The sequence below is a fragment of the Saccharopolyspora aridisoli genome, from assembly GCF_004348445.1.
In the GTDB taxonomy this organism is placed as follows: Bacteria; Actinomycetota; Actinomycetes; order Mycobacteriales; family Pseudonocardiaceae; genus Saccharopolyspora; species Saccharopolyspora aridisoli.
The window spans coordinates 1-26144 of the sequence record NZ_SMKV01000024.1 but is presented as its reverse complement, the minus strand read 5'-3'; the positions used below and the strand labels follow the sequence as shown (position 1 = coordinate 26144).

The window sequence follows — 26144 nt, the reverse complement described above, 5'->3', positions numbered from 1 at the left end:
CCGGCCACACCCACCACCCCCAGGAGGCGACATGGATTTCACCTTGACCGAGGCCCAGGAGGACCTGGCCGGGCTGGTCGGGCGCATCCTCGGCGACAAGGTCACCAACGAGCGGCTGCGAGAGATCGACGCGCAGGACGACCGCTTCGACCGCGCGCTGTGGACTGAGCTGGCCAAGGCCGACGTGCTCACCGCAGCACTGCCCGACGGCGGCTACGGGCTGCTGGAGCAGTGCAGCGTGCTGATCGAGATCGGCCGCGCGGTGGCCCCCGTGCCCTACCTGCCGTCGATCACCATGGGTGCCACGACTCTCGCCGAGTTCGGCACCGACGAGCACCGGCAGCGCTGGGTCGAACCCGCCGTGCGCGGCGAGGTCGTGCTCACCGCCGCGCTGACCGAGGACGGCGGCGCCACCCCGGACTCCCCCGCCACCCGCGCCGAGCGGAACGGCGACCAGTGGGTGCTCACCGGCACCAAGGTCACCGTGCCCGCAGGCCCCATCGCCGACCTCGTGCTCGTCCCCGCCGCCACCGCCGACGGACCGCGGATCTTCCTGGTCCGGCCCGGCGACCCCGGAACGCGGATGCAGCGCCAGGAGATCGTCGACGGCGACAGCGAGGGCTGGCTGGAGCTCTCCGGCGTCCGCATCAGCAACGCCGACGTGCTCGGTTCCGAAGCGCTGCACCAGCTCATCGTCCGCGCGACTATCGGCGTGTGCGCGGTGCAGGTCGGTGTGCTCTCCGGCGCGCTGGAACGCACCAGCGCCTACGCCGGGGAGCGCGTGCAGTTCGGCCGTCCGATCGGCACCTTCCAAGCCGTGGCGCAGCGGCTGGCCGACGGTTTCATCGACGTGGAGGCCGCGCGGCTGACCCTCTGGCAAGCCTCCTGGATGGCCTCCGAGGGCATGCCGTGCGCGGAAGAGACCGCCACCGCGAAGTTCTGGGCGGCCGAAGCCGGGCACCGGTTGGCGCACACCGCGGTTCACGTGCACGGCGGTGTCGGCATCGACGTCGACCACGAGCTGCACCGCTACTTCGTGGCCGCCAAGCGCAACGAGTTCGCGCTGGGCGGGGCGACCGCGCAGCTGCGCCGGATCGGCGCGGGCCTGGCGGCTCGATGAGCTCCGCGCTGTCGCGGCCGGAGGTGGTGCCGACGGTCACCGAACTGCTGCTGGCCAGGGCCGACGACGGCCGGCCGGGACTGCGCGCCGAGGACGGCGAGTGGACCTGGGCCGAGCACGTGCGGCACAGCGCGGAGCGCGCCGCGCTGCTGCGCGAGCTGCTGCCCTCCGACGAACCACCGCACATCGGCGTGCTGCTGGACAACGTCCCGGAGTTCTCGTTCCTGCTCGGCGGTGCTGCGCTGTCGGGTTCGGTGGTGGTCGGCCTCAACCCGACCCGCAGGGGCGCGGCGCTGGAGCGCGACATCCGGCTGGCCGACTGCCGGATCGTGCTCGCCGATGCCGCCTACGCGCCGCTGCTGGAAGACTTGGACCTCGACGGGGTAGAGGTCTTCACGCTGGATCCCTGGCACCGCGAGCTCGACCGGCACATCGGTGCGCCGCTGGACCCGGTGCCCGCCTGCGGCGATGACCTGCTGGTCCTGGTGTTCACCTCGGGAACCGGTGGCGATCCGAAGGCGGTGCGCTGCACCCACGCCAAGATCGCCTTCCCAGGCCGGATGCTGGCCGAGCGATTCGGGCTCGGCGGCGAGGACGTCGCCTACGTCTCAATGCCGCTGTTCCACTCCAACGCCCTGATGGCGGGCTGGTCGGTCGGGCTGGCGGCGGGCGCGACCTTGGCCCTGCGGCGGAAGTTCTCGGCTTCCGGCTTCCTGCCGGACGTGCGCCGTTACGGCGCGACCTACGCCAACTACGTCGGCACTCCGCTGTCCTACGTGCTGGCCACGCCGGTGAGACCGGACGACGCCGACAACCCGCTGCGCATCGTCTACGGCAACGAGGGCAACCAGCGCGACATCGCTCGTTTCGCCGAGCGGTTCGGCTGCCACGTCGTCGACGGTTTCGGCTCCTCGGAGGGAGGCATCGCGGTCACCCGCACCCCGGACACCCCTCCGGGCGCGCTGGGCAAGGCAACGGACGGCGTAGCGGTCTTCGACCCTGACACCGGCAAACCCTGTCCTCCGGCGGAGTTCGACGACTCCGGCCTGCTGCTCAACGGCGAGGCGGCGATCGGCGAGCTGGTCAACACCACCGGACCCGGCTGGTTCGCCGGCTACTACGGGGCGCCGGAGGCCGACGCGGAGCGGATGCGCGAGGGCATGTACTGGAGCGGCGACCTCGGTTACCTCGACGCGGACGGGTTCTGCTACTTCGCGGGGCGTTCGAGCGACTGGCTGCGGGTGGGCGGCGAGAACCTGGGCGCCGCACCGATCGAGCGAATCCTGCTGCGCCACCCGCTGATCCAGCAGGCCGCAGTCTACGCGGGACCTGCGGAGGTGGGTGATTCGGTGATGGCGGCGATCACCACCACCGGCGGGTTCGACCCGGCGTCGCTGGAGGAGTTCCTGACGGCGCAGGCGGATCTGGGCCCCAAGCAGTGGCCGAGCTACGTCCGGCTGGTGGCCGAACTGCCCCGGACCTCCACGCACAAGGTGCTCAAGCGCCAGCTCGCCGCCGAGGGAGTCCGGACGCGGGATCCGGTGTGGTGCCCGCTCACGGGCACCTACCAACCGCAAGTTTTATAACTCGTTCTAATTTCCTCCAATCGAGCAACGCCCGCAGATGGCGTTTTCGGCCCGTATTCCTATAACCTGTTTCACATACAACACGTGACTGATGGAGGGACGCGATGAGCGGGACGGAGCGTGAGCACGGGGTGCGCACGATCGATGCCGGTGCCCCGCCACAACGGTTCGCCCGGGGGTGGCACTGCCTGGGCCCCGTCGAGGAGTTCCAGGACGGCAAGCCGCACGCGGTGCACGCGTTCGGCACCAAGCTCGTGGTCTTCGCCGACAGCCAGGGCGCGCTGCACGTGCTCGACGGCTACTGCAGGCACATGGGCGGCGACCTCACCCAGGGCGAGGTCAAGGGCGACTCGGTGGCCTGCCCCTTCCACGACTGGCGCTGGGGCGGCAACGGCCGTTGCACCTCCATCCCCTACGCCAAGCGGGTTCCCGGCCGCGCCCGGACCCGCTCGTGGCTCACGCTGGAGGAGAACAAGCAGCTGTTCGTCTACCACGACCCGCAGGGCAACCCGCCTCCGGCCGAGGTCACGATCCCGCGGATCGACGAGGTCTTCACAGACGAGTGGTCGAACTGGACTTGGGACCGCGTGCAGATCGACAACTCCAACTGCCGCGAGATCATCGACAACGTCGTGGACATGGCGCACTTCTTCTACGTGCACTTCGCCTTCCCGACGTACTTCAAGAACATCTTCGAAGGTCACGTCGCCACCCAACACCTGCACTCGCGCGGACGTCCCGACGTGGGCGCCTCGCAGGGCAACTACGCCGGCGACGACACCACGCTGCGTTCGGAGGCCAGCTACTACGGTCCTTCGTACATGATCAACCGGCTGTGGACCGAGTTCAAGGGCACGCCGATCGACGCCTACCTCATCAACTGCCACTACCCGATCTCGCCGACGAGTTTCGTCCTCCAGTGGGGCGTTTCGGTCAAGAAGCTGCCCGGCCTCGACGACGAGCAGGCCGACATGGTGGCGGGCAAGTTCGCCAAGTCCTTCGGCGTCGGATTCCTCCAAGACGTGGAGATCTGGCGGAACAAGTCGCGGATCGACAACCCGCTCCTGGTCGCGGAAGACGGGCCGGTCTACCAGCTCCGCCGCTGGTACGACCAGTTCTACGTGGACGTCGAGGACGTCAGCGAGGAGATGACCTCCCGCTTCGAATTCGAGGTGGACACCACTCGCGCCGTGCGGGCGTGGGAAGCCGAGGTCGCCGAGAACCTGGCCCGTCGCGAAGCAGAGGGAGCCGGCAAGTCATGACGGCCGCCCGCCCCTACGTCCCAGCCAGCACGGCCGCCGACCAGCGGCTCTACCTGGAAGGAGGCCTGCGCCCGCTGCCATGCGCCACGTGCGGGGTGCGGGTGCTGGTCAAGAAGCTCAGCCCGGAGCAGACCAGCATCCAGTGGACCACGTCGACCGGCGACTGCCCGGAGATCGCCGCACGCATCGCCGAGGGCGAGCACCCGGCCCTGGTGGACACCTGCCCTCGGCTGCGCGCCACCATCGAGCACGCGCTCCGCGAGGGCATCCTGGGAGTTCCCGATACCAAGGGGTGATCCTCGAGAAGACCGGTGGACCGGGTTACCCGATCACACCGCGTTACGTGATCTCGCGGTTGGCGCGCCAACGCCTTTCCGCCAATGCGCTAGGGGGCGTTGCGCCGATGAGTTCTGCCGCCAACCGGAACGGCCAGGGCGGACGCGCGCTCAACGCGATGGCCGATGACGAGCTCACCGCGACCGCCCAGCGCGACCGCCGAAAGCGGATCCTCGACGCGACCGTCGCCCTGGCCGACAAGGGCGGTTTCGACGCGGTGCAGATGCGCGCCGTCGCCGAGCGCGCCGACGTCGCGCTGGGCACGTTGTACCGCTACTTCCCGTCCAAGGTCCACCTGCTGGTGGCGAGCCTCGTGCGCGAGCTGGAGCGCATCCAGGAACGCCTGGACCGCGCGCCGATCCGCGGTGATTCGCCCTACGAGCGGCTGCTGTTCGTGCTCAGCCGGCTCACCCGGGCCTTCCAGCGCAACCCGAACCTCTCCGAGGCGGTCACCCGCGCGCTGATGTCGGCGGACGCCTCGGCCGCCACCGAGGTCGACACGGCAAACCGGATGATGGAGGCCATGTTCATCGCGGTGATGAGCGACGGCGAGCCCAGCGAGGAGCAGGTGGCGGTGGCCCGGGTGATCGGTGACGTCTGGCTGTCGAACCTGGTCGCCTGGGTGACCCGGCGAGCCTCCGCCACCGACGTGTCCAACCGCCTGGAACTCACGGTCCGACTCCTCCTCCGATGAAATCCAAGGACGTAGAACTCGTTATCGTTGCGAACTGCGGAGAACACACGGCAAGCGACGAAGTCGCTTCCTTCTTGCCCCACCTGAGCACCCGGCACAGCCGCGGGTTCTAACACGTCTTCCGGTGAGGACAGCCGCAGCGCCGCGTGTATCGGCATGCTCAAGTCGCGGACCCGGAGCCAGAGGGCGTGTCAGGTTCCGCCACCCGCACCGCCAAGCGAAGAGATCACGAACCCCGAGCGTTAGGCTCATCGCATGACCGAGCCCGTCCGTCAGTTCGTGGAAGGCAAACGTGCCGAGACCGTTCGCCGGTTGCTCGAGGCCACGGTCGAAGAGCTGGAGGAGCGCGGCTTCGGAGCGTTGACCGTGCGGTCGGTGGCCGAACGCGCCGAGGTCTCCCGCGCCACGGCCTACTCCTACTTCTCCTCGAAGGAGCACCTGGTCACGGCCGTGTTCTGGAAGCGCGTCCAGGCGTTGCCGCCCAGCGACGAGGGCCGCACAGGCACGCCCGGCGCGGACGTGGCGCAGGTGGTGGACACGATCGCGCGGATGCTGGCCGCCGAACCGGCGCTGGTGCGGGCCTGCACCACGGCGATGCTGGCCGACCAGCAGGAGGTCAAGCGGCTCCGCGACGAAATCGGCCGGGAGGTCCACCGGCGGCTGACCGACGCCGTCGGCGATGCCGATCCGTCGGCGCTGGAGGCCGTGATGACGGCGTTCGTGGGCTCGCTGGTGCTGGCGGGCAGCGGATACCTGCCGATGGAGGAGATGGCCTCGCACCTGGCGGGCATCACCGACCGGGTGTTGCCGCCGGCTGATCGTTGATGCTGCGAAGCACGCTGTCCCGGGCGGCGGGCGGAAGCTGGTCGAGCATCCCCACGACGCGGTTCTTCCGCCGCTGCACGGCCTGACGTTCCGGCGTCCCGGCGCTGACGGGCAGCTGCGACGGCACGCCGACCACGCGCTGCTCAGCGGCGATCTGCCCGCTGGCCAGCCACTGGCGCTCGCGGTCGATGCTCGCCTGGTCCTTCTCCTCGCTCATCCCGATCGGGCCGGTCTTGTCGCCGCTGAGGAACTGCGCCACCACCGGGTCCTCGCTGGTGAGCAGGACTTCGCGCGGTCCGAACAGGACGAGTTCGCGGCGGAAGAGCATGCCCAGGTTGTCCGGCACGGTCCGGGCGAGGTTGATGTTGTGGGTGACGATCAGGATCGTGGCGTCCAGGTGCGCGTTGATGTCGATGAGCAGCTGCGAGAGGTAGGCGGTGCGCACCGGGTCCAGCCCCGAGTCCGGTTCGTCGCAGAGGATGATCTGCGGGTCGAGCACCAGCGCGCGGGCCAGTCCTGCGCGCTTGCGCATCCCGCCGGAGATCTCCCCCGGCAGCTTGTCCTCGGCTCCGGACAGTCCGACCATCTCCATGCGTTCCAGGACGATCCGGCGGATCTCGGCTTCGGTCTTGCGGGTGTGCTCGCGCAGCGGGAACGCGACGTTGTCGAACAGGTCCATGGACCCGAACAGCGCCCCGTCCTGGAACAGCACGCCGAAGAGCTTGCGGATCTCGTAGAGCTCGTGCTCGCTGCACGAGCAGATGTCCACTCCGTTGACCAGGCAACGGCCGTGCTCCGGCTTGAGCAGCCCGATCATGGACTTGAGGAACACCGACTTGCCGGTCCCGGACGGGCCCAGCAGCGCCGAGACCTCGCCCTGCGGCAGCGTGAACCCCACGTCCCGCCAGATCGTCTGCGGTCCGAAGGACTTGCTCAAACCCTCGATCACGACTTCAGCGCCCACACCCACTCCTCACATCGACGTCGCAGGACTCGCCAGCCGAGCATCGGAACCGCTCTCGCAGCACCGCGTCTCAGCGCCGGTAGTAGGCGTGGGTGGCGGTGGCGCCGCCGTCCGCCACGAATTCGGCACCGGTGCAGTAGGTGCTCTCCTCGCTGGCGAGGAACACCACGAGACCGACGATGTCCTCGGGCTGGCCGATGCGGCCGAGCGGGACCATCTCGCCGATCGGGCTGAGGTCGGTGCCCTCGCCGGTGAACTCCCGGGTCATGCCGGTGTCGAACATGCCGGGGTGCACGGAGTTGACGCGGATGTTGCGCGGCCCGAGCTCCATGGCCGCGGCCTTGGTCATGCCCCGGATGGCGAACTTGCTCGCGGTGTAGGCGACCAGGTGCGGCATGCCGCCGAGGCCTTCGACGGAGGAGAAGTTCACGATCGACCCGCCGCCGGCCTCGGTGAGCGCGGGTGCCGCGGCACGCATCCCGAGGAAGGCGCCGAACTGGTTGACCCGCACGATGCGCTCGTAGTCGGCCAGCGAGGTGTCCTCCAACGCGGAGAACGCGAGCACGCCGGCATTGTTGACGAGGATGTCGAGCCGGCCGAAACCGTCGGTGGCCCGGGCGATCGCGGCACTCCAGTCGTCCTCCTCGGAGACGTCGAGGTGCGCGTAGCTCGCGGATTCGCCGAGCTCGTCGGCGAGTTCCTTGCCCGGAGCGTCGAGGATGTCGGCGATGAGCACCGAGGCGCCTTCGGCGACGAAGCCGCGCGCGATGGCCGCGCCCTGCCCCCGCGCCGCGCCGGTGACCAGTGCGACCTTTCCCGCGAGCCGTCCCATGCGCCGCCCTCCCTGCCGAGCCCGAGCCGTCCGCACCCGAGACTAGAACACGTTCTCGACAAAAGGGAACCCACTCTGCAGCATGGCCTCACAAGCGGATGAACTTGTTCTCGATTCAGCCCTCTACGGGCTTGCCGGAGCGCGCCGTTCGCACTAGCGTCTGGACACATGTCCAGTGGTGTCGTGTTCAGCCCGTACGACTACGCCGTGCACGCCGACCCCTACCCGACCTACGCGCGGCTGCGCGACGAAGCACCCGCCTACCACAACGCCGAACTCGATTTCTGGGCGCTGTCACGGCATTCCGACGTGGCGGCGCTGTTCCGCGACAACACCCGGCTGTCCAACGCCAACGGCGTCTCGCTGGACCCGGCCGCCTGGGGCCCCTACGCGCACAGGACGATGTCGTTCCTCGCGCTCGACGACCCCCGGCACAACCGGTTGCGCTCGCTGGTCTCCCGCGGCTTCACCCCGCGCCGGGTTCGCGACCTGCAACCCCGCGTCCTCGAACTCGCCCGCCACCACCTGCATCCCGCCCTGGAATCCGGCGAGTTCGACTTCGTGGCCGACTTCGCGGGCAAGTTCCCGATGGACGTGATCTCCGAGCTGATGGGCGTCCCAGGAGCCGACCGCGACCGCTTGCGGGAGCTCGCCGACACCGTGATGCACCGCGACGAGGGCGTTTTCGACGTTCCGCAGGCGGCAATGGAGGCATCCCTGGAACTGGTCGGCTACTACGCCGACATGCTCGCCGAGCGCCGCCGCGAACGCACCGACGACCTCACCTCCGCACTGCTGGACGCCGAGATCGACGGCGACCGGCTCAGCGACGACGAGATCATCGCCTTCCTGTTCCTGATGGTGGTCGCCGGCAACGAGACGACCACGAAGCTGCTGGCCAACGCCGTGCACTGGGCACACCTCAACCTCGGAGAGCAGGCGAAGCCCTTCAACGACCCGGGCCGGGTGAGCGACTGGATCGAGGAGACGCTGCGCTACGACACCTCCAGCCAGATGGTCGCGCGCACCGCCACCGAGGACATCCACCTCCACGGCACCACGATTCCCGCGGGGGCGCGGGTCCTGCTGCTGGTCGGCTCGGCCAACCGCGATCCACGAGCCTTCGACGACGCCGACCACTACGACCTCGACCGCCGCACCGACACCCAGATCGTCAGCTTCGGCGGCGGAGCCCACTTCTGCCTCGGCGCGCACCTCGCGCGGCTGGAGGCGCGGATCGCGCTGACCGAGTTCGTCGAGCTGGTGAGGTCCTACGACGTCGACACCGACAGCGCGCAGCGGGTGCACTCCAGCAACGTGCGCGGCTTCGCGACCCTGCCCGTTCGCGTGGAAAGCAGGTGACCGTGCCCAGGTTCGAACCGAACCCGCACTGCCGCCCCACCGCCATCGCCGGTGCGTCGGCCGGGATCGGCGCGGCGACCGCCCAGGCCCTGGCCGCCTCCGGCCACCCGGTGGCGCTCGGCGCTCGCCGCGTCGACAAGTGCGAGGAACTGGCGGAGAAGATCCGCGCCGACGGCGGTCAGGCCGTCGCCGTGCCGCTGGAGGTCACCGACGAGGACTCGGTGACGGCGTTCGTGACCAGGACAACCGAGGAGCTCGGTGACATCGAAGTCCTGGTCTACGGCGCCGGCGACCTCGACGCCGACCTCGTGCACGAGATGGAGGGCTCGCGCTTCCAGTGCCAGCTCGACGTGCACCTCGGCGGAGCTCACCGCCTCATCTCGCGGATCGTGCCCGGCATGGTCGACCGGCAGCGCGGTGACGTGGTGTTCATCGGCTCCGACGTGGTTCGCGCACCCCGGCCCCGGATGGGCGCCTACGTGCCGGCGAAGGCCGGGCTGGAAGCCATGGCCAGGACGATGCGCATGGAGCTGGAGGGCACCGGTGTGCGCGCCAGCATCGTGCGCCCCGGGCCCACCTCGACCTCGATGGGCATGCAGTGGGACGACAAGACCACCGAGGCCGTGCTCAACGACTGGGTGAAGTGGGGCCTGGCGCGTCACCCGTACTTCCTGCGCGCGTCCGACATCGCCGACGCCGTGCACCACGTGATCTCCGCGCCGCGCGGCGTGCACTTGAGCTTGATCGAGGTCGAACCCGAAGCACCGCTGGAGGAGAGATGACGTCGCTCGCGCCGGGACGGGTCTCCGGTGGCCAGGACGAGCACGGCCACCTCGAAGAGCTGCGCACCGATCCGATCGCGCTGATGCGCCGGGTTCGCGAGGAGTGCGGCGACGTCGGCACCTTCGACCTGGCCGGGCGCAGGGTGGTGCTGCTGTCGGGGGCCGAGGCCAACGAGTTCTTCTTCCGCGCCTCCGACGACGACCTGGACCAGGCCGCCGCATACCCGTTCATGACGCCGATCTTCGGGCAGGGCGTGGTGTTCGACGCCCCGCCGGAGCGGCGCAAGGAGATGCTGCACAACCAGGCGCTGCGCGGCGAGCAGATGCGCGGCCACGCCCAGACCATCGACGCCGAGATCGCCCGCATGGTGGCGGGGTGGGGCGATGAGGGCGAGATCGACCTGCTGGACTTCTTCGCCGAGCTGACGATTTACACGTCCTCGGCGTGCCTGATCGGCAAGCGGTTCCGCGACCAGCTCGACCACCGCTTCGCCGAGCTCTACCACGAGCTGGAGCGCGGCACTGACGCGCTGGCCTACGTCGATCCGTACGCGCCGATCGAGAGCTTCCGGCGTCGGGACGAGGCGCGGGCCGGTCTGGTGCGGCTGGTGGAGGAGGTCATGGACGGCCGGGCCGCGGCGGGGAAACCGCCGCGCGACGAGCGGGACATGCTCGATGTGCTGATGTCGGTCGAGGACGAGGCGGGTGAGCAGCGGTTCAGCGCCGATGAGATCACCGGGATGTTCATATCGATGATGTTCGCCGGGCACCACACCAGCTCCGGCACGGCCGCGTGGACGCTGATCGAGCTGCTCCGCAACCCGGGAGTGATGGACGGGGTCGTCGCCGAGCTCGACGAGCTGTACTCCGACGGTTCCGAGGTGAGCTTCCGCTCGTTGCGGGCGATTCCGCGGCTCGAGGGCGCGATCAAGGAGGCGTTGCGGCTGCACCCGCCGCTGATCCTGCTGCTGCGGGTCGCTCAGGACGACTTCGTGGTGCGGGGGCAGCGGATCGAGCGCGGTGACTTCGTGGCCGCCACGCCCGCGATCTCCAACCGGATACCGGAGGACTTCCCCGATCCCGAGTCCTTCCATCCGGAGCGCTACGCCGAGCCGCGCCAGGAGGACCTGGTCAACCGCTGGACGTGGATCCCCTTCGGAGCCGGGCGCCACCGGTGCGTGGGGGCGGCGTTCGCGATGATGCAGCTCAAGGCGATCTTCTCGGTATTGCTGCGGGATTTCAGCTTCGAACTCTCACAGCCTCCGGAGTCCTACCGCAACGACCACTCGAAGATGGTCGTCCAGCTCACCCAGCCGTGCCGGGTGACCTACCGCCGCCGGAAGGAGTCCTGATGCGAGTCGTGTGCGATCTCGACCTGTGCCAGGGGCACGCGATGTGCGAGGTGGAGGCGCCGGAGGTGTTCTCGGTCCCCAAGCGCGGCAAGGTCGACGTGCTGACCAGCGAGCCGCCGCGGAATCTGCGCGCCGAGGTGGAACGTGCCGTGCGGGAGTGCCCCACGCAGGCCCTGAGCATCGAGGAGGCTTGACATGCCCGCATACCCTCGGGCAGAACTGGAACGCATGGTCCAGCACTGGCTGGACGAGAACGAGCGCTGCGAAGGGCTCGGCGACTGGAAGCCGCTCGCGCAGCTCTACACCGAAGACGCCACCTACGGTTGGAACACCGGGCCCAACGAGGACTTCATGACGGTGGGGCGCGACGAGATCCGCGACATCGCCCTCGGCGTGGAGATGGAGGGCCTGCACGGCTGGAGCTACCCGTACCAGCGGGTGCTCATCGACGACGTCGAGGGCGAGGTGATCGGGTTGTGGAAGCAGATCGCTGACGCGCAGCGGCCCGACGGCAGTCCGTACCAGGTCGCCGGCATCGGCGGCAGCTGGTTCCGCTACGGCGGGAACATGCGGTGGTCGTGGCAGCGGGACTTCTTCGACTTCGGCAACGCCGCGCACCTCTTCCTGGAGATGATTAAAGTGGACGCGCTCTCGCCCGCGATGGAGCAGCGCATGGAGGTCGCCGCGTCCGGCATGCCGCAGCCCGGCCACTACCGCAAGGGCACGGCGCCGATCGAGCTGTGGTGACCTGCGAGCAACGGGAGGACCCATGGAGATCGTGGTCGACTTCGACCTGTGCGAGGCCAACGGCATGTGCGAGGCCGTCGCACCGCAGGTCTTCGAGATCGACGATGACGACAACCTCAACATCATCGCCGACCCCACACCCGAACTGCGGGATTCGATCGAGCAGGCCGTGCACTCCTGCCCGAAGGCCGCCCTGTCGCTGGAGGGGTGAGCATGCCGAAGGAACGTCCCCCGCAGCTGGATTCGCCGATCGTGGGCAAGGTCATCAAGGTGGTCTCGCGGGCCAACACCAGGTTGTACCGCGCCACCGGCGGGCGGCTGGGCGGTAACTGGCGCATCGGCGCCGGCTTCCGCAAGAGCGTTCCGATCTGCCTGCTCACCACCACCGGCCGTCGCAGCGGCCGACCCCGCACCGCTCCGCTGCTGCACGTGCCCGACGGCGACCGGGTCATATTGGTCGCCTCGCAGGGCGGTCTGCCCGCGCACCCGGCCTGGTACCACAACCTCAGGGCGAACCCCGAGGTCACGGTCCAGGTCAAGCGCGACGTCCGCCGGATGCGCGCCCGCACGGCGAGCCGGGAGGAGCGGGCGGAGCTCTGGCCACGCCTGCTGGAGGTCTACGCGGACTTCGACGACTACCAGTCCTGGACCGAACGTGAGATCCCGGTGGTCATCTGCGAACCGAGCTGATCGGCCGAGATCTTCGCGGAGGTCGTGTCGTCACCGCGACGACACAACTCCCGCGAAGTCGGGGGAAGACCTCGTCCTACGGGGTGATTCCGAGCTTGCCTGCGAGGCGGTGGAAGTACTCCGCGACCCACTGCTCGCCCTTCTCCGGGAACCCGAAGAGGACTTCCGTGACACCGAGCTGCTCCCAGCGGGCCAGCGCGTCGAAGTCGGGCTTGCCCGACAGCGCCACGATCTGTGGCTCGCCCTCTCGACCGGCTTCCTTCCAGGTGCGCTGGAGGAGGGCGACCTTGTCGTCGATCTCGCCCTCGGTCGGGGTGGTGATCCAGCCGTCGGCGGAGCGGGCGATCCAGCTGAAGGTCTTCTCCGTGCCGCCTGCACCGATGAGGACCGGCGGCCGCGGCTGCTGGACCGGCTTGGGCCAGGCCCAGCTGGGGCCGAAATCGACGTGGTCACCGTGGTATTCGGCTTCCTGCTGGGACCACAGCTGCTCCATGGCCTCCAGGTACTCGCGCAGCACGGTGCGGCGCTTGGCCTTGGGCACGCCGTGGTGGGTCAGCTCGTCGATGTTCCAGCCGAACCCGGCCCCCAGGCTCACCCGCCCGCCGGAGAGGTGATCCAGCGTGGCGATCGTCTTGGCGAGGGTAATCGGGTCGTGCTCCACCGGCAGCGCCACGGCGGTGGCGAGCCGGATCCGCGAGGTCACCGCCGCGATCGTCGACAGCGCCACCCACGGGTCCAGGGTCCGCGAGTAGCGGTCGTCGGGAAGTTCCCCGGTGCCGGTGCCCGGGTGCGCGGCTTCGCGCTTGACCGGGATGTGGGTGTGCTCGGGCACCCAGAAGGAGTCGAACCCCGCCTCTTCGGCGGCTTTCGCGGCGACGGCGGGTGCGAGACCGCGGTCGCTGGTGAACTGCACGATGCCGTACTCCATCAGTGGTCCTCCTCTCCGAGGATCTCCTCGATGCGCATGGTGAGCTTCGTGCCCAGCGGCCAGCCGACGTAGTGCGTCATGAACAACCCGATCTCGCGCAGCTGCTCGGCATCCAGCTCCTCGTTGCCCAGCGCCGCCCGCACCTGGATGGCGGCGACGCCGTCGAGCCCCTGAGCGGCCAGCGCCCCCAGCAGCAGCAACCGGCGATCTCGCAGGCTCAGGCCGGGCCGGGACCAGATCTCGGCGAAGAGGTGGTCGACGGTGACGGCGAAGAAATCACCCGGCCCGTCGGAGACCTCCCAGCCGTAGACCTCGCCCATCTTGGCCAGGCCGCGTTCTCGCTGCTCGTCGCTCATGCGTCCTCCTCCGCCACGCCGAGTCCGGCCGCCAGGTCGCGCAGCGCCTGCTCTCCCAGCGGCAGCTCGACGCCGAGCCGTTCACCGAGTCGCAGGGCCAGCGCGAGGTCCTTCTCGCCGAGTTCGCTGACGTTGCGCAAGATCGGGTACCAGCCGTCCGACGGGTCCAGCTGCGCGGTGTCACCGCGCAGCATGATCGCCCCGGGTCCTCCGGTGATGGCGTCGGTGTGCCGCACGATCTCGCCGAGCTCGCGCAGGCCGATCCCGGAGGCTTCGGCGAGCCGCTGGGCCTCCGCAGCGGCGGTGAACGCCACGAAGTGCAGCAGGTTGCGGGCCAGCTTGCAGCGGGTTCCCGCGCCGACCTCGCCGGCGTGCACGACGAGTCCGGCCCAGCGCTCGAAAACGGATTCGCAGCGCCTGAACGCGTCCTCCGAGCCGCCGACCATGACGGCCAGGTCTGCCCGGTCGGCACCGACCGCACCGCCGCTCACCGGCGCGTCCACCACCGCGACCCGGTGCAGCGCGGCCAGTTCCGCGAGCCGGGGCGCGGTGTCCTCGCCGATCGTGGAGTGGATGGCCAGGACCGTGCCCTCGGCAGCCCCGGCGAGCAGCCCGTCCGGGCCGCACACCACCTCCTCGACCTGCGCGTCGTCGCGCACCATCACCGAGATGACCTCGGCCTGGCGGGCCACCTCCTTCGGTGAGGTGGCCGCCCGCGCGCCGCCTTCGACGAGCTTGGCGACGGCCTCGAGGCGGACGTCGTGGACGACGAGCCCGTCCGGCCAGGTCAGCAGCTTGCGGGCCATCGGAGCCCCGATCTGCCCGAGCCCGATGAACCCAACCGCGCTCACGAGCGGATCACCTGCCCGCCGTCGACGTTGAAGATCTGCCCGGTGACCCAGCCCGCTTCCTCCGACAGCAGGAACAGGCACATCCCCACCAGGTCCTCGGGCTGGCCCATGCGCTTCAACGCCATTCCCCCGACCAGTGCTCGCACCATGTTCGGCGGGGTGGTCTCGCGCGTGGCCTCGGTGTCGATCGGGCCGGGCGCGATGGCGTTGATCCGCACTCCCATGCCGCCGATCTCGTGCGCGAGCTGCTGGGTGAGCCCGTTGACCGCGACCTTGGCCAGCCCGTAGAAGCCCGAGTAGACCCAGGCGGCCGTGGAGGACTGGTTGACGATGGAACCGCCGCCGCGTTCCTGCATGTGCGGCACGCACGCCCTGGTGCACAGCAGCGCGCCGTCCATGTTCACGCTCAGGAACTCCTTGTAGTAGTCCCAGTCCACCGTGCACAGCAGGTCCAGCTTCATGCCGCCGTAGATGGCGGCGTTGTTCACCAGGTGGTCGATACCGCCGAACCGCTCGACGGCGAAGGCCGCCATCGCGGCGGTGGATTCCGGCGAGGAAACGTCGACCTCGACGAACGCGGCGGTGCCGCCATCGGCGTTGATCTCCTCGGCGACCTCCTCCCCGGAGGTCGTGTTGAGGTCGGCGACCACGACGCTCGCGCCCTCCCCCGCCAGCGCTCGCGCGTACGCCTCACCGATGCCCTGCGCGGCGCCGGTCACCACGGCGACCTCGCCTTCGAAACGCCCCATTGCGTCCTCCATTGGGATTTGTTGAGCAATCGCTCCGGTCGGCGGTGCGGTAGCCCCGAAACCCACGAGGGGTGCGCAGCGCCGCCCCTGAACGACTCCTGGCCTCCTAGGCCGGTTCGGCGACCAGCTTCGTCTCCAGGTACTCCTCGAATCCGGCAACGCCCATCTCGCGGCCGATGCCCGACTGCTTGTAGCCGCCGAACGGGGCGTCAGCGCCGTACCAGACCCCGCCGTTGACGCTGACCGTCCCGGTGCGGATGCGCGCGGCCACTCCCCGCGCCCGTTCCAGGTCCTGCCCGTGCACCGCGCCGGAGAGCCCGTAGGGCGAGTCGTTGGCGATGCGCACGGCGTCGTCGTCGCCGTCGTGCGGCAGGATCACCAGCACCGGACCGAAGATCTCCTCGCGCGCCACCCGGGATTGGTTGCTCAGCCCGGTGATCAGCGTGGGTTCGACGAAGAAGCCGCGGTCGCGCTCGGCGCGGCCACCGCCGCAGGCGAACTCGCCACCTTCTCCTGCGGCGAGTCCCAGGTAGCTCTCCACCCGGTCGCGCTGGCGGGCGGAGATCAGCGGCCCGCACACGGTTCCGGGATCGTCGGGATCCCCGACCCCGATGCCGCGCAGCGCCTGGGCGGTGAGCTGCACCGCCTCGTCGTAGTGGGCGCGGGGCACGAGCAGGCGCGTGGTCAGCGCGCAGCCCTGCCCGGCGTGGGTGCAGACGGTGAAGGCCGCGAGTCCGCAGGCCGCACCCAGGTCGGCATCGTCGAGCACGACGAACGCCGATTTCCCGCCCAGTTCGAGGAAGGTCCGCTTGATCCCGGCCGCACCGGCGGCCATCACGGCACGTCCGGTGGCGGTCGATCCGGTGAACGACACCAGGTCCACCCGGTCGTCGGAGGACAGCTGCGCGCCCAGGGCGTGGTCGTCGGAGGTGACGATGTTGACCACGCCGGGCGGGATGTCGGTCTCGGTGAGCAGGACCTCGCCGACCGCGGCCGCGCACCACGGGGTGTCAGGCGCGGGTTTGAGGACCACGGTGTTGCCGGCGGCCAGTGCCGGTCCGAGCTTGGCGAGGTTGATCTGGTGCGGGAAGTTCCACGGCGTGATCGCCCCGACGACGCCGACGGCTTCGCGCCGGGTCCAGCGCCTGCTGGGCATCCCCATCGGCTCGGCGACGCCGAGGTCACGGGTCCACTCGTACCCGGCGGCGATGTCGGCGAAGTGGGCGACGTCGGCGATCGGCGCGTCCAGCTGGGCGCCGTGGGTGAGGAAGCGCGGTGCTCCGACCTCGGCGATGGTGAGTTCGCGCAGCTCGTCGGCGCGTTCCCGCAGGGATCGGCTGAGTTGTTCGAGGCAGTGCACGCGCAGGTCGAGGTCGCGCGACCACTCGGTTTCGTCGAAGGCCCGGCGTGCCGCGCCGATCGCGCGGTCCATGTCGGCGGCGGTGGCGTTGGCCGCGGTGCCGAGCACCTCTTCGGTGGCGGGGTTGGCGGTTTCGAACCGCTGCCCTGATCCGGGGGCGGGTTCGCCGTCGACCAGCAGGGACGACGCCTTGTCGGTCCAGACGCTCATCGGCAACACATCCGGTTTCTAGACACGTGTCAAGACTAAGATCCACGTTCCCGGCCCACAAGGTCCGCGCCCAATAGAACCGGTTTCCCCCTCTCCGCGAGCTCCCGTTGACACAGCATAATCGAGGCATAGAACATGTTCTAGATATTCGGCGCACGAGGGGACCACCGGATGACCGACGAGCGACAGGGCACGACCTCCTCACCGGCGGCGGGACCCGCCCCGGTCCTCCCGGAGATCCCGGCCGAGACGACCCTGCTGGCCGCGCGGATCCGCGAGCTCGTCGAGGCCGGCGTGTTCACCGATGTCGCGACCGAGGACCTCCGCGCCGCCGCCGATCACGTCGCCGCCGCCACCGAGCTGCTGCGCGAGCGCACCCGCGAGAAGCCGCTGCTGCTGTCCTACGTGGACGGCAAACAGGTCAGCGTGCACAACCCGGTCGAGGGCCCCGGCAACCCGCTCGCACCGCCCATGGTGGGCTTGGAGATCGACGGTTCCGGGGCGACGTCCTCGTCCGCGCTGCTCGGCGCGGCCTACGAGGGACCGCCCGGGCGCGTGCACGGCGGCTGGGTGGCTTCACTGCTCGACCACGCCGTGGGCCGGGCGGTGGCGGTGGCCGGCCATCCGGCGATGACGGTCTCACTGACCGTGGACTACCGGCGCGGCACCCCGCACGGCGTGCCGCTGACGATCAAGGCCCGGTTCACCGGCAAGGAAGGCCGCAAGGTCTTCGCCACCGGCGAGATCGTCGCCGACGGCGAGACCACCGCCGAGGCCAACGCGATCCTGGTGACCTACTGACCAGCGAGGAGACTTGCGATGCCTGAGTTCCACCGGTTGCGGGTGGCCGAGGTCGTCGAGGAGACGGCCGACGCCCGCTCACTGGTCTTCGACGTCGACACCACCCGGCTGCCCTACCGGCCAGGCCAGTTCTTGACGTTGCGGATCCCCAGCGACCGCTGCGGTTCGGTGGCCCGCGCCTACTCCTTGTCGAGCTCACCGGTCACCGACGGACGACTGGCCGTCACGGTCAAGCGCACCGCCGAGGGCTACGCCTCCAACTGGATCTGCGACAACGTCGCCGCGGGCACCGAGCTCGACGTGCTCGAACCGGCCGGGGTGTTCACCCCGAAGTCGCTGGATGACGACCTGCTGCTGTTCGCGGCGGGCAGCGGCGTCACGCCGATCATGTCGATCCTGAAGTCGGCGCTGGCCACCGGGACCGGCCGGGTCGTGCTCGTCTACGCCAACCGCGACGAGCAGTCGGTCATCTTCGCCCGCGAGCTCGCCGAGCTCACGGCGGCGCATCCCGGACGCCTGCTGGTGCTGCACTGGCTGGAGTCCGTGCAGGGGCTGCCGGACCAGGGCGCGTTGCAGTCGCTGGCCGACGCGTTCCCGGACCACGACGCGTTCGTCTGCGGGCCGAAGCCGTTCATGGACGCCACGCGGAAGGCGTTGCGCGGAGCGGGGTTCCAGAAGTCCGCCATCCACTTGGAGCGCTTCGCCTCGCTGGCCGGGAACCCCTTCGACAGCGCGGCACCGGCCGAGCCAGCGGGCGAGGAGGCCCAGCCGGAGGATTCGGTGGTCGAGGTGACGATCGACGGCGAGGCCCGCACGTTCACCTGGCCCGCCGACAAGCGTCTGCTCGACCTCCTCGAGGACAACGGCATCCAGGCCCCCTCGTCCTGCGCCGAAGGCATCTGCGCGGCCTGCGAGTGCCGGGTGACCGAGGGCGAGGTCACGATGGTCAACAACCAGGTCCTCGAGCAGGAGGACCTCGCCGACGGCTACGTCCTGGCCTGCCAATCCCTGCCCAAGACCCCCAAGATCAAGGTCGACTACGGCTGACGGCCCTGCAGCGGGTGAGGCGATCACGAGGTGTTCGCCTCGCCCGTGGTGGCTCAGCAGGCTGTGGCGGCGGAGTGGCCCGCCCGGCGGCCGGAGTAGACGCAGTCGGCGATGGACAGGCCGCTGACGTACGACTCCGAGCAGATGCCGGAGGCGTTGCGCCCAGCCGCGTACAGGCCGGGGATGGTGGTCCCGTTCTCCCGGGTGACCAGGCCCGATCCCTCCTCGACCGTGAGGCCGCCGAGGGTGATCATCGGGCACGGGTAGCCCATCTGCGAGCGCAGCGAGCAGTCGAAGGCGTAGTACGGCCCGCTGTCGATGGCCTGCACGTACTCGGCGGCCTTGCCCCACTCGTCCTCGCCACCAGCGCGCGCCACCTCGTTGTAGGCGAAAACGGTGCGCCGCAGCGCGTCTTCGGCGATACCGGCCTTGCCCGCGAGTTCAGCGATGCTGTCGGCCCTGTGGTGGGCGGAGCGGAACAGGATCTCCATCTGCAACCGCTGGAACCACAGCGTCTGGCTGGGCAGCTGCTTCTTCGCCTCGTCGAGGATGCGCTGGTCGAGGACCAGGTAGGCGTGGCCGTCGTGCTCGTTGACCATGCGGTCACCGACCTTGGCGCCGTACATCAGCTCGTTGACGAATCTCTCCCCCGCCCGGTCCACCAGCACGCCCTTGACCATTTCCAGCGGCGGGTTGATGAACCGCCACGCCGACACCCGGTGCATGCGCGCGGTCGCGCCGCCGACGCTCTCGCCGAGCCGGATGCCGCTGCCGTCGTCGCCGATGGTGCCGATCGCCGAGCCCTTGCGGTAGTCCGGGGCGTGCTCGGCGAGCATCTCGCGGTTGAACGCGAACCCCCCGGCGGCGAGCACGACTCCGCCCTTCGCCCGCACCCGTTTGACGACGCTGTTGCGCTGCTCGATGCGCCGGATCGGCTTGTCCAGCTGCTTGCCCAGCGGCCGGTAGTAGATGTTGAGCTTTCGGTTCCACGTCGACAGCAGCCGGTGCGCTGTGCGCGCCAAACCAGGCCTGACCTGCCTGCACTCGGCGCCAACGACACGCCCGGAGCCGTCGGTGAGCAGTTCGGTGACCGAGGTCTGGGTCCACACCCGCACGCCGCGCTCGCGCGCCGAGGCGTCGAGGTTCTCGGTCATGACCTTGCCCGAGGTCCCCTTGCCGTAGACCCGGTGCCCGCGCGGCGCGGGCTTGGCCTTGTCGCGGTAGGGCGGGGTGATCTCGTTGCCGGAGTAGTACAGGTAGTGGTCGTTGGTCGGGTACGACGTCTTGTAGGGGCAGAAGCTCGAGTTGAACGGGACCCCTCGCGATTCGAGCCATTCCAGGTTGACCACGCTGCTCTCGCAGAACCTGCGCAGGGTTTCGTCGGACACCGCGCCTTCGGTCTCCAGGCGCAGGTACTCCAACATCTCCTCGGCGGAGTCCTCGAACCCGGCCGCCCTCTGGTGCGAAGTGCCACCGCCGGCGTAGACGATGCCGCCGCTGATCGAGGTGGCCCCGCCACCGGTGAAGCGGTCCAGGGCGAGCACCGACGCGCCGTTGTCGACTGCTTCGATCGCCGCGCAGGCACCTGCTCCGCCGAAGCCGACGACGAGGACGTCGACCTCCTCGTCCCACTGCCCAGACATCCGCACCCCTCCAGACACATGCAACAAGTTCTCACTGCCACGCCGCCGTTGTGACAACGGAAATCGCGTCGAACCGTAGCATCGGAGCGCTCGAAACTATAACCTGTTTCAGTACCGCGAGGCCCACATGGAGGTGCCATGGCAGAAGCGACCTTCGATGTCGTCGTGGTCGGCTCCGGCGCCGCCGGGATGACCGCCGCGCTCACGGCGGCGGACCGGGGGTTGTCGGTGCTGGTCGTGGAGAAGGACCGCTACTTCGGCGGCTCCACCGCCCGTTCCGGCGGTGCCGTCTGGGCCCCGCACAACGAGGTGCTGCGGCGCGCGAACTCCGGGGACAGCCCGGAGAAGGCCGCGACCTACCTGCGGCACCTGATCGGCGACGAGATTGCCGCCGACCGTCGCGAAGCGCTGCTGTCGCACGGACCCGACATGGTCTCGCTCGTGCTGCGCCGGACCCCGCTGAAGCTGAAGTGGATTCCCGGCTACTCCGACTACTACCCGGAAACCCCCGGCGGCACCCCGCAGGGCCGCACGCTGGAACCCGAACCGTTCAACGGCAAGCTGCTCGGCGACGAGCTGGCCAACCTGCAACCCCCGTACCTGCCCGCACCGGCCGGGATCACGGTCACCGCGGCCGAGTACAAGTGGATGAACCTCATCGCACGCCACCCGCGCGGCATGCTCACCTCCGCCAAGGTCGGTCTGCGCCGGGTGGTCTCGCTGGCCACCAAGCGCCCGCTGCTCGCACTGGGCCAAGCCCTGGCCGCCGGCCTGCGCGCCGGACTGCTGCGCGCGGACGTGCCGGTGTGGCTCAACAGCCCGCTGACCGAACTGCACGTCGAGGAAGGCGCGGTCACCGGTGTGCGCGTGCAGCGCCGGGACGAGGAGGTGCTCGTCCGCGCCCGGTACGGCGTGATCATGGCTGCGGGCGGTTTCGAGAAGAACGAGCGGATGCGCAAGCAGTTCCAGCGCGAGCCGATCGGCACCGACTGGACCGTGGGCGCCGAGTCCAACACCGGTGACGGCATCGAGGCCGGTCAACGACTCGGCGCGGACGTGGACCTGATGGACGACGCGTGGTGGGGCCCGTCGATCCCGCTCCCCCGCGGACCGTACTTCTGCCTGTCCGAGCGCAACCTGCCCGGCTGCATCCTGGTCAACGCCGCGGGTCAGCGGTACGTCAACGAGGCGACGCCGTACGTCGACGCGGTGCACGCGATGTACCGCGGGCACGAAACCGGGGTGTCGCACATCCCGTCGTGGCTGGTCGCCGACCAGCGCTACCGCAACAACTACACCTTCGCCGGACTGCCGCCGCGCCAGCGCTTCCCCCGCCGCTGGTACGAGGCAGGGATCGTGCACACCGCCCGGACCCTCGACGAGCTGGCGGCCAAGATCGAGGTGCCCGCCGACCAGCTGCGCGCGACCGTGCAGCGCTTCAACGGCTTCGCTGAGAAGGGCGCCGACGAGGACTTCCACCGTGGCGAGAGCGCCTACGACCGGTACTACGGCGACCCGCGGTTGCCCAACCCGAGCCTGGCTCCGCTGGAGGTCGCGCCGTTCCACGCGATCAAGGTCGTGCCCGGCGACCTGGGCACGAAGGGCGGGTTGCGCACCGACGCCCGCGCCCGGGTGCTGCGGGAGGACGGCTCGGCCATTCCCGGCCTCTACGCCGCGGGGAACGCGAGCGCGGCGGTGATGGGCTCCACCTACGCGGGAGCCGGAGCGACGATCGGCCCGGCCATGACCTTCGGCTACGTGGCCGCCTTGGACCTCGTGGCCAAGGCCGAGAACTGACCGGACACGAACTTCGTCGATCACGGGCAGTTCCGGCGAGCTGCCCCGTAAGGAGGCGGGATGACCGCGAAGGAGACCGAGCAGCCGCATTGCCTCGTGGAACAGCGCGGCGGCGTGCTGGTGGTGACCATGAACCGCCCGAGCGCCAAGAACGCGCTGTCCGGCGAGATGATCAAGATCATGATCGAGGCGTGGGACCGGGTCGACGACGACCCCTCGATCCGGGCCTGCGTGCTCACCGGCGCGGGCGGCGCCTTCTGCGCCGGTGCGGACCTCAAGAGCATGAGCAACAACCACCCCGGTGACCAGCACGCGCAGGGCTCCTTCAACCCCGCCAAGATCGAAGGCCTGCTCAAGGGCCGTCGGCTGACCAAGCCGCTGATCGCCGCGGTGGAGGGCCCCGCCATCGCGGGCGGCACCGAAATACTGCAGGCCACCGACATCCGCGTGGCCGGTGAGAGCGCGCGCTTCGGCGTTTCCGAACCGCGCTGGGGCCTGTTCCCGCTGGGCGGCTCGGCCGTTCGGCTGACGCGCCAGATCCCCTACACGGTGGCCGCCGACCTGCTGCTGACCGGACGCCACATCAAGGCGCCCGAGGCCAAGGACCTCGGCCTGATCGGCCACGTCGTGCCGGACGGAACGGCGCTGGACAAGGCCCTCGAACTGGGCGAGATGATCGCCGCCAACGGCCCGCTGGCCGTGCAGGCGATCCTGCGCACCATCCGCGATACCGAGGCGATCCCGGAAGAGGAAGCATTCGCCATCGAGGCCCAGCACGGCATCGGCGTCTTCATGAGCGAGGACGCCAAGGAAGGCCCGAAGGCGTTCGCGGAGAAGCGCAAGCCCGACTTCCAGGGCAAGTGAGCCGACGAGGGGCGCCTCGTCCGGGACGCCCCTCGTGATCGGTTCAGCAGCACCGGAAGGCGACATCCGTCGTTGCAGGATCACACGTCCCCGCACTGGCGCGAGGTGCACGTATGCAGAGTCGCTACGCAACGTTGACCCGACCCCGGCTGGCCGCGCTGCTGCCGGAACTGCTGCTGGCCGGGCAGTTGATCGACCGATCGGCCATGGCCTGGTGCATCTCGTCGTTCGGCCGCGAGGAGATGACCCGGATCGCCATCGAGGAGTGGATGGCGGCCAGCCCGATCTACACCCGCCGGATGCAGCGAGCGCTGGACTACTCCGGCGACGACGTGGTCACCATCTTCAAGGGGCTGCAGCTCGACATCGGTGCTCCGCCGCAGTTCATGGACTTCCGCTACACCGTGCACGACCCGTGGTACGGCGAGTTCCAGCTCGACCACTGCGGTGCGCTGATGGACGTCGAGCCGATGGGCGAGCGCTACGTGCGCGCGATGTGCCACGACATCGAAGACCCCACCTTCGACGCCACGGCCGTGGCCACGAACCCGAAGGCGCAGGTCCGACCGCTGCACCGGCCACCTCGGACACCCGCCGACCGGCAACCGCACTGCGCGTGGACGGTGATCATCGACGACGCGCACCCGCCGGTCTCCCCCAGCCAGGACTGCCTGGCGCTGCGGGAATCCCGGGCCGCGAACCTGGAGCTGTCCGCCATCGACCCGGCCGAGGACGGGCGCGGTGACTACACCGGGCCGCTGCTCGGCGACCTGGACTTCGCCGATTTCAGCACCTCCGCGCTGGTGCGCATGGCCGACGAGGTGTGCCTGCAGATGCACCTGCTCAACCTCGGTTTCGTCCGCGCGGTGGCGAGGCGGACCGATGATCCGCGGGAGATCTGCACCAAGCAGCTGGTGGGCATCGCCGGGCTGGCCGCCGAAAGGATCCACCGGGCGCTGGACCTGCCCGGGGGTGTCGAGGGCGCGTTGCGGGTGCTGGAGCTGCACCCCCTGCTCAACCCGGCGAACTACGTCGTTGCGTCCCCGGACCCCGGATCGATCACCGTGCGGCCCGGCCCGGCGCACGCCGACGGGGCGTGGATCTCGTTGTGCGGGCCCGGTTCCACCGCCCCGCTGCAGGCAGTGGTGCGCGCGGTCGACCCCCGGTTGGACGTCGTGGTGGAGGGCACCGAGGACTCCTGGACCGCGCGCGTCACCTCCGGCGACGAACCTGCCGGGGAGTTCGCCGAGGTGGCCGTGACCCGGATCAGCACGGGATCCAACTTCGCCTTCCAACCCCGGAAGTCCATTCCGATCACGCCTGTTCGGTGAGGAGCACCAGATGACGGGAACGAGCTTCAACCTGTCCGAGGTCTTCCGGACGGTCGCCGAGGCGGTCCCGGACCAGGAGGTCCTGGTCCGGGGCGAGCAGCGGTTCAGCTACGCCGATCTCAACGCTCGCATCGACGGGGTCGCGCACTACCTGACCCGGCAGGGCTTCGGCTGCCACACCCCGCGCGAACGGCTCCCCGGGCACGAGTCCGGGCAGCACCACGTCGGCCTCTACCTGCACAACGGCAACGAGTACCTGGAGGCCCTGATCGGCGCGCTGCGCGCCCGGGCGGCGCCGTTCAACGTCAACTACCGGTACGTGGCGGAGGAGCTGCTGCACCTGTTCCAGGACGCCGGCGCCGAGGCGCTGGTGTTCCACTCCGCGTTCGCGCCGCAGGTCGCTGAGATCCGAGACCGGTTGCCGGGAGTTCGGCTGCTGATCCAGGTCGACGACGACAGCGGCAACCCGCTGCTGCCGGGCGCCGTGCCGTACGAGTCCATCGTGGGCACACCGGCCCCCGAGGTGCTGCCGGAACCCAGCGGCGACGACCTGTACCTGCTCTACACCGGCGGGACCACCGGGATGCCCAAGGGCGTGATGTGGCGGCAGCACGACGCCTACGTCGGCGCGATGGGCGGCACGCCGTTCGGCAGCTCCGAGCCCTACCGCTCCTACGAGCAGATCGCCGAGGCCGCCAGGCAGGGCGGCGGCGGGATGCGGCTGATCATGACCGCGCCGTTCATGCACGGTGCCGCGCAGTGGTCGACCTTCCACATGATCACCCAGGGCGGTGCGGTCGTGCTGCCCACCGACGCGAGAACCCTGGACTGGCCGGACGTCCTGCGCACCGTGCAGCGTGAGCGGGTGGTCAGCGTCCCGGTCGTCGGCGACGCGATGGCCCGGCCGATGGTCGCCGAGCTGGAACGCGGCGACTACGACCTCTCCGGCGTGTTCGCGGTGCAGAACGGAGGGGCTCCGCTGACCCCGACGGTGCGCGCGCGGTTGCAGGCGCAGCTGCCGAACGTGCTGTTCGTCGACACCGTCGGTTCCTCGGAGACCGGCATCCAGATGAGCCAGGTCGCCGACGGGAACGGCGCCGAAACGGGTGTTTTCACCCCGGACGGCGACACCACGGTCGTCGACGACGACCTCACCCGCGAGCTCTCCCCCGGTGGAGGCCAGGGCTGGCTCGCTCGCCACGGCCTGGTGCCGCTGGGCTACCTCGGCGACGCCGACAAGACCACCCGCACGTTCCCGGTCATCGACGGCCGGCGCTTCAGCGTCCCCGGGGATCGCGCGCTCCGCCTGGACGACGGCCGGATCCAGCTGCTCGGGCGGCAGAGCATCACCATCAACTCCGGCGGGGAGAAGATCTTCGTCGAGGAGGTCGAACGCGCCATCGCCGCCCACCCGGCCATCGCCGACGTCGTCGTCACCGGACGCCCCTCGGAACGCTGGGGCAGCGAGGTCGTGGCCATCGTGGAACTCCTCGAGGACCACGAGGCCTCGGACGAGGCGCTCCTCACCGAAGCCGCCCACCACGTGGCCCGCTACAAGCTCCCCAAAGCCATCATCCGCGTACCCCAGGTGCAACGCTCCCCCAGCGGCAAAGCCGATTACCGCTGGGCCCGCCAACGAGCCACCACCCCGGCCC

General features: G+C 69.8%; 27 protein-coding genes. 19 read left to right on the top strand and 8 right to left on the bottom strand.

Annotated features, from left to right (window positions below; genetic code table 11):
• Positions 1–31: 31 nt before the first annotated feature.
• The 6 genes from E1161_RS18565 (at position 32) to E1161_RS18540 (ending at position 5823) form a co-directional block, all read left to right on the top strand.
• Complete coding sequence (locus E1161_RS18565; RefSeq protein WP_132624989.1) at positions 32–1120, top strand: acyl-CoA dehydrogenase family protein; 1089 nt, start codon at positions 32–34, stop codon at positions 1118–1120.
• Complete coding sequence (locus E1161_RS18560; protein ID WP_132624987.1) at positions 1117–2706, top strand: long-chain-fatty-acid--CoA ligase; 1590 nt, start codon at positions 1117–1119, stop codon at positions 2704–2706. Before E1161_RS18565 ends, E1161_RS18560 begins: the two co-directional genes overlap by 4 nt.
• 104 nt (positions 2707–2810) lie before the next feature.
• The gene (locus tag E1161_RS18555; protein WP_132624985.1) at positions 2811–3968 is read left to right on the top strand and encodes a Rieske 2Fe-2S domain-containing protein; all 1158 of its coding nucleotides are present in this window, start codon (positions 2811–2813) and stop codon (positions 3966–3968) included.
• The gene (locus tag E1161_RS18550) at positions 3965–4264 is read left to right on the top strand and encodes a hypothetical protein (RefSeq protein WP_132624983.1); all 300 of its coding nucleotides are present in this window, start codon (positions 3965–3967) and stop codon (positions 4262–4264) included. The genes E1161_RS18555 and E1161_RS18550 overlap by 4 nt, the downstream gene beginning before the upstream one ends.
• Positions 4265–4371: 107 nt before the next feature.
• The gene (kstR, locus tag E1161_RS18545) at positions 4372–4998 is read left to right on the top strand and encodes a cholesterol catabolism transcriptional regulator KstR (RefSeq protein ID WP_132624981.1); all 627 of its coding nucleotides are present in this window, start codon (positions 4372–4374) and stop codon (positions 4996–4998) included.
• A gap of 255 nt (positions 4999–5253) precedes the next feature.
• A complete protein-coding gene (locus tag E1161_RS18540) occupies positions 5254–5823 on the top strand; it encodes a TetR/AcrR family transcriptional regulator (protein WP_132624979.1) in 570 nt (189 codons plus the stop codon).
• Here the strand turns inward: E1161_RS18540 and E1161_RS18535 are convergent.
• Positions 5789–6787, bottom strand: coding sequence for an ABC transporter ATP-binding protein (locus E1161_RS18535; protein WP_132624977.1), 999 nt, complete (start codon positions 6785–6787; stop codon positions 5789–5791). The two genes, E1161_RS18540 and E1161_RS18535, sit on opposite strands and share 35 nt — an antisense overlap.
• 70 nt (positions 6788–6857) lie before the next feature.
• Positions 6858–7619, bottom strand: a complete 762-nt coding sequence (locus E1161_RS18530) for a glucose 1-dehydrogenase (RefSeq protein WP_132624975.1) — start codon at positions 7617–7619, stop codon at positions 6858–6860.
• A gap of 168 nt (positions 7620–7787) precedes the next feature.
• Between E1161_RS18530 and E1161_RS18525 the strand changes: the two genes are divergently transcribed.
• From E1161_RS18525 to E1161_RS18495, 7 genes are read left to right on the top strand one after another with little or no spacing between them, the layout of a single operon-like run.
• The gene (locus E1161_RS18525; RefSeq protein WP_132624973.1) at positions 7788–8981 is read left to right on the top strand and encodes a cytochrome P450; all 1194 of its coding nucleotides are present in this window, start codon (positions 7788–7790) and stop codon (positions 8979–8981) included.
• 2 nt (positions 8982–8983) lie between these two features.
• On the top strand, positions 8984–9763 hold the full coding sequence (locus tag E1161_RS18520; RefSeq protein WP_132624971.1) for an SDR family oxidoreductase: 780 nt from the start codon (positions 8984–8986) through the stop codon (positions 9761–9763).
• Positions 9760–11115: a cytochrome P450 gene (locus E1161_RS18515; protein WP_132624969.1), complete on the top strand. Its 1356-nt coding sequence runs from the start codon at positions 9760–9762 to the stop codon at positions 11113–11115. Before E1161_RS18520 ends, E1161_RS18515 begins: the two co-directional genes overlap by 4 nt.
• Complete coding sequence (locus tag E1161_RS18510) at positions 11115–11309, top strand: ferredoxin (protein WP_132624967.1); 195 nt, start codon at positions 11115–11117, stop codon at positions 11307–11309. Before E1161_RS18515 ends, E1161_RS18510 begins: the two co-directional genes overlap by 1 nt.
• A 1-nt stretch (position 11310) precedes the next feature.
• On the top strand, positions 11311–11862 hold the full coding sequence (locus E1161_RS18505; protein WP_132624965.1) for a Cif family virulence factor: 552 nt from the start codon (positions 11311–11313) through the stop codon (positions 11860–11862).
• A 22-nt stretch (positions 11863–11884) separates the two neighbouring features.
• Positions 11885–12073 carry a ferredoxin gene (locus tag E1161_RS18500; RefSeq protein ID WP_132624963.1) on the top strand — a complete coding sequence of 63 codons (189 nt, stop codon included), beginning with the start codon at positions 11885–11887 and terminating at the stop codon, positions 12071–12073.
• Positions 12074–12075: 2 nt separating this feature from the next.
• Positions 12076–12552: a nitroreductase family deazaflavin-dependent oxidoreductase gene (locus E1161_RS18495; RefSeq protein ID WP_132624961.1), complete on the top strand. Its 477-nt coding sequence runs from the start codon at positions 12076–12078 to the stop codon at positions 12550–12552.
• 76 nt (positions 12553–12628) lie between these two features.
• Here E1161_RS18495 and E1161_RS18490 read toward each other — a convergent pair whose 3' ends face one another.
• The 5 genes from E1161_RS18490 to E1161_RS18470 form a co-directional block, all read right to left on the bottom strand.
• Positions 12629–13480: an LLM class F420-dependent oxidoreductase gene (locus tag E1161_RS18490; RefSeq protein ID WP_132624959.1), complete on the bottom strand. Its 852-nt coding sequence runs from the start codon at positions 13478–13480 to the stop codon at positions 12629–12631.
• Entirely contained in the window at positions 13480–13836 is a 357-nt protein-coding gene (locus tag E1161_RS18485; protein ID WP_132624957.1) for a carboxymuconolactone decarboxylase family protein, read from the bottom strand. The genes E1161_RS18490 and E1161_RS18485 overlap by 1 nt, the downstream gene beginning before the upstream one ends.
• Positions 13833–14687, bottom strand: coding sequence for an NAD(P)-dependent oxidoreductase (locus tag E1161_RS18480; protein ID WP_132624955.1), 855 nt, complete (start codon positions 14685–14687; stop codon positions 13833–13835). The genes E1161_RS18485 and E1161_RS18480 overlap by 4 nt, the downstream gene beginning before the upstream one ends.
• Positions 14684–15436, bottom strand: a complete 753-nt coding sequence (locus tag E1161_RS18475; protein ID WP_132624953.1) for an SDR family oxidoreductase — start codon at positions 15434–15436, stop codon at positions 14684–14686. Before E1161_RS18475 ends, E1161_RS18480 begins: the two co-directional genes overlap by 4 nt.
• A gap of 106 nt (positions 15437–15542) precedes the next feature.
• Positions 15543–17006 (bottom strand): aldehyde dehydrogenase, encoded by a 1464-nt coding sequence (locus E1161_RS18470; protein WP_132624951.1) that lies wholly within the window; start codon positions 17004–17006, stop codon positions 15543–15545.
• 171 nt (positions 17007–17177) lie between these two features.
• On the opposite strand from E1161_RS18470, the gene E1161_RS18465 reads away from it, so the two are divergent.
• Together E1161_RS18465 and E1161_RS18460 are read left to right on the top strand one after the other, a co-directional pair.
• Positions 17178–17807 (top strand): PaaI family thioesterase, encoded by a 630-nt coding sequence (locus tag E1161_RS18465; protein ID WP_132624949.1) that lies wholly within the window; start codon positions 17178–17180, stop codon positions 17805–17807.
• Positions 17808–17825: 18 nt separating this feature from the next.
• A complete protein-coding gene (locus E1161_RS18460; protein WP_132624947.1) occupies positions 17826–18854 on the top strand; it encodes a ferredoxin--NADP reductase in 1029 nt (342 codons plus the stop codon).
• Positions 18855–18907: 53 nt separating this feature from the next.
• Here E1161_RS18460 and E1161_RS18455 read toward each other — a convergent pair whose 3' ends face one another.
• The gene (locus tag E1161_RS18455) at positions 18908–20497 is read right to left on the bottom strand and encodes an FAD-binding protein (protein WP_132624945.1); all 1590 of its coding nucleotides are present in this window, start codon (positions 20495–20497) and stop codon (positions 18908–18910) included.
• A 138-nt stretch (positions 20498–20635) separates the two neighbouring features.
• On the opposite strand from E1161_RS18455, the gene kstD reads away from it, so the two are divergent.
• The 4 genes from kstD to E1161_RS18435 all read left to right on the top strand — a co-directional run.
• Positions 20636–22294, top strand: coding sequence for a 3-oxosteroid 1-dehydrogenase (gene kstD / locus E1161_RS18450; RefSeq protein ID WP_132624943.1), 1659 nt, complete (start codon positions 20636–20638; stop codon positions 22292–22294).
• Between the two features lie 60 nt (positions 22295–22354).
• Positions 22355–23158, top strand: a complete 804-nt coding sequence (locus tag E1161_RS18445) for a crotonase/enoyl-CoA hydratase family protein (protein ID WP_132624941.1) — start codon at positions 22355–22357, stop codon at positions 23156–23158.
• 113 nt (positions 23159–23271) lie between these two features.
• On the top strand, positions 23272–24489 hold the full coding sequence (locus tag E1161_RS18440; protein WP_132624939.1) for a hypothetical protein: 1218 nt from the start codon (positions 23272–23274) through the stop codon (positions 24487–24489).
• Positions 24490–24499: 10 nt separating this feature from the next.
• Positions 24500–26144: acyl-CoA synthetase (locus E1161_RS18435; RefSeq protein ID WP_132624937.1), on the top strand; the 1645-nt coding region annotated here is incomplete at its 3' end.

Coding starts and splice junctions, on each gene's coding strand:
- E1161_RS18565 (WP_132624989.1), top strand. CDS start 32: ATGGATTTCACCTTGACCGAGGCCCAGGAGGACCTGGCCGGGCTGGTC.
- E1161_RS18560 (WP_132624987.1), top strand. CDS start 1,117: ATGAGCTCCGCGCTGTCGCGGCCGGAGGTGGTGCCGACGGTCACCGAA.
- E1161_RS18555 (WP_132624985.1), top strand. CDS start 2,811: ATGAGCGGGACGGAGCGTGAGCACGGGGTGCGCACGATCGATGCCGGT.
- E1161_RS18550 (WP_132624983.1), top strand. CDS start 3,965: ATGACGGCCGCCCGCCCCTACGTCCCAGCCAGCACGGCCGCCGACCAG.
- kstR (WP_132624981.1), top strand. CDS start 4,372: ATGAGTTCTGCCGCCAACCGGAACGGCCAGGGCGGACGCGCGCTCAAC.
- E1161_RS18540 (WP_132624979.1), top strand. CDS start 5,254: ATGACCGAGCCCGTCCGTCAGTTCGTGGAAGGCAAACGTGCCGAGACC.
- E1161_RS18530 (WP_132624975.1), bottom strand. CDS start 7,619: ATGGGACGGCTCGCGGGAAAGGTCGCACTGGTCACCGGCGCGGCGCGG.
- E1161_RS18525 (WP_132624973.1), top strand. CDS start 7,788: ATGTCCAGTGGTGTCGTGTTCAGCCCGTACGACTACGCCGTGCACGCC.
- E1161_RS18515 (WP_132624969.1), top strand. CDS start 9,760: ATGACGTCGCTCGCGCCGGGACGGGTCTCCGGTGGCCAGGACGAGCAC.
- E1161_RS18510 (WP_132624967.1), top strand. CDS start 11,115: ATGCGAGTCGTGTGCGATCTCGACCTGTGCCAGGGGCACGCGATGTGC.
- E1161_RS18505 (WP_132624965.1), top strand. CDS start 11,311: ATGCCCGCATACCCTCGGGCAGAACTGGAACGCATGGTCCAGCACTGG.
- E1161_RS18500 (WP_132624963.1), top strand. CDS start 11,885: ATGGAGATCGTGGTCGACTTCGACCTGTGCGAGGCCAACGGCATGTGC.
- E1161_RS18495 (WP_132624961.1), top strand. CDS start 12,076: ATGCCGAAGGAACGTCCCCCGCAGCTGGATTCGCCGATCGTGGGCAAG.
- E1161_RS18490 (WP_132624959.1), bottom strand. CDS start 13,480: ATGGAGTACGGCATCGTGCAGTTCACCAGCGACCGCGGTCTCGCACCC.
- E1161_RS18485 (WP_132624957.1), bottom strand. CDS start 13,836: ATGAGCGACGAGCAGCGAGAACGCGGCCTGGCCAAGATGGGCGAGGTC.
- E1161_RS18475 (WP_132624953.1), bottom strand. CDS start 15,436: ATGGGGCGTTTCGAAGGCGAGGTCGCCGTGGTGACCGGCGCCGCGCAG.
- E1161_RS18470 (WP_132624951.1), bottom strand. CDS start 17,006: ATGAGCGTCTGGACCGACAAGGCGTCGTCCCTGCTGGTCGACGGCGAA.
- E1161_RS18465 (WP_132624949.1), top strand. CDS start 17,178: ATGACCGACGAGCGACAGGGCACGACCTCCTCACCGGCGGCGGGACCC.
- E1161_RS18460 (WP_132624947.1), top strand. CDS start 17,826: ATGCCTGAGTTCCACCGGTTGCGGGTGGCCGAGGTCGTCGAGGAGACG.
- E1161_RS18455 (WP_132624945.1), bottom strand. CDS start 20,497: ATGTCTGGGCAGTGGGACGAGGAGGTCGACGTCCTCGTCGTCGGCTTC.
- kstD (WP_132624943.1), top strand. CDS start 20,636: ATGGCAGAAGCGACCTTCGATGTCGTCGTGGTCGGCTCCGGCGCCGCC.
- E1161_RS18445 (WP_132624941.1), top strand. CDS start 22,355: ATGACCGCGAAGGAGACCGAGCAGCCGCATTGCCTCGTGGAACAGCGC.
- E1161_RS18440 (WP_132624939.1), top strand. CDS start 23,272: ATGCAGAGTCGCTACGCAACGTTGACCCGACCCCGGCTGGCCGCGCTG.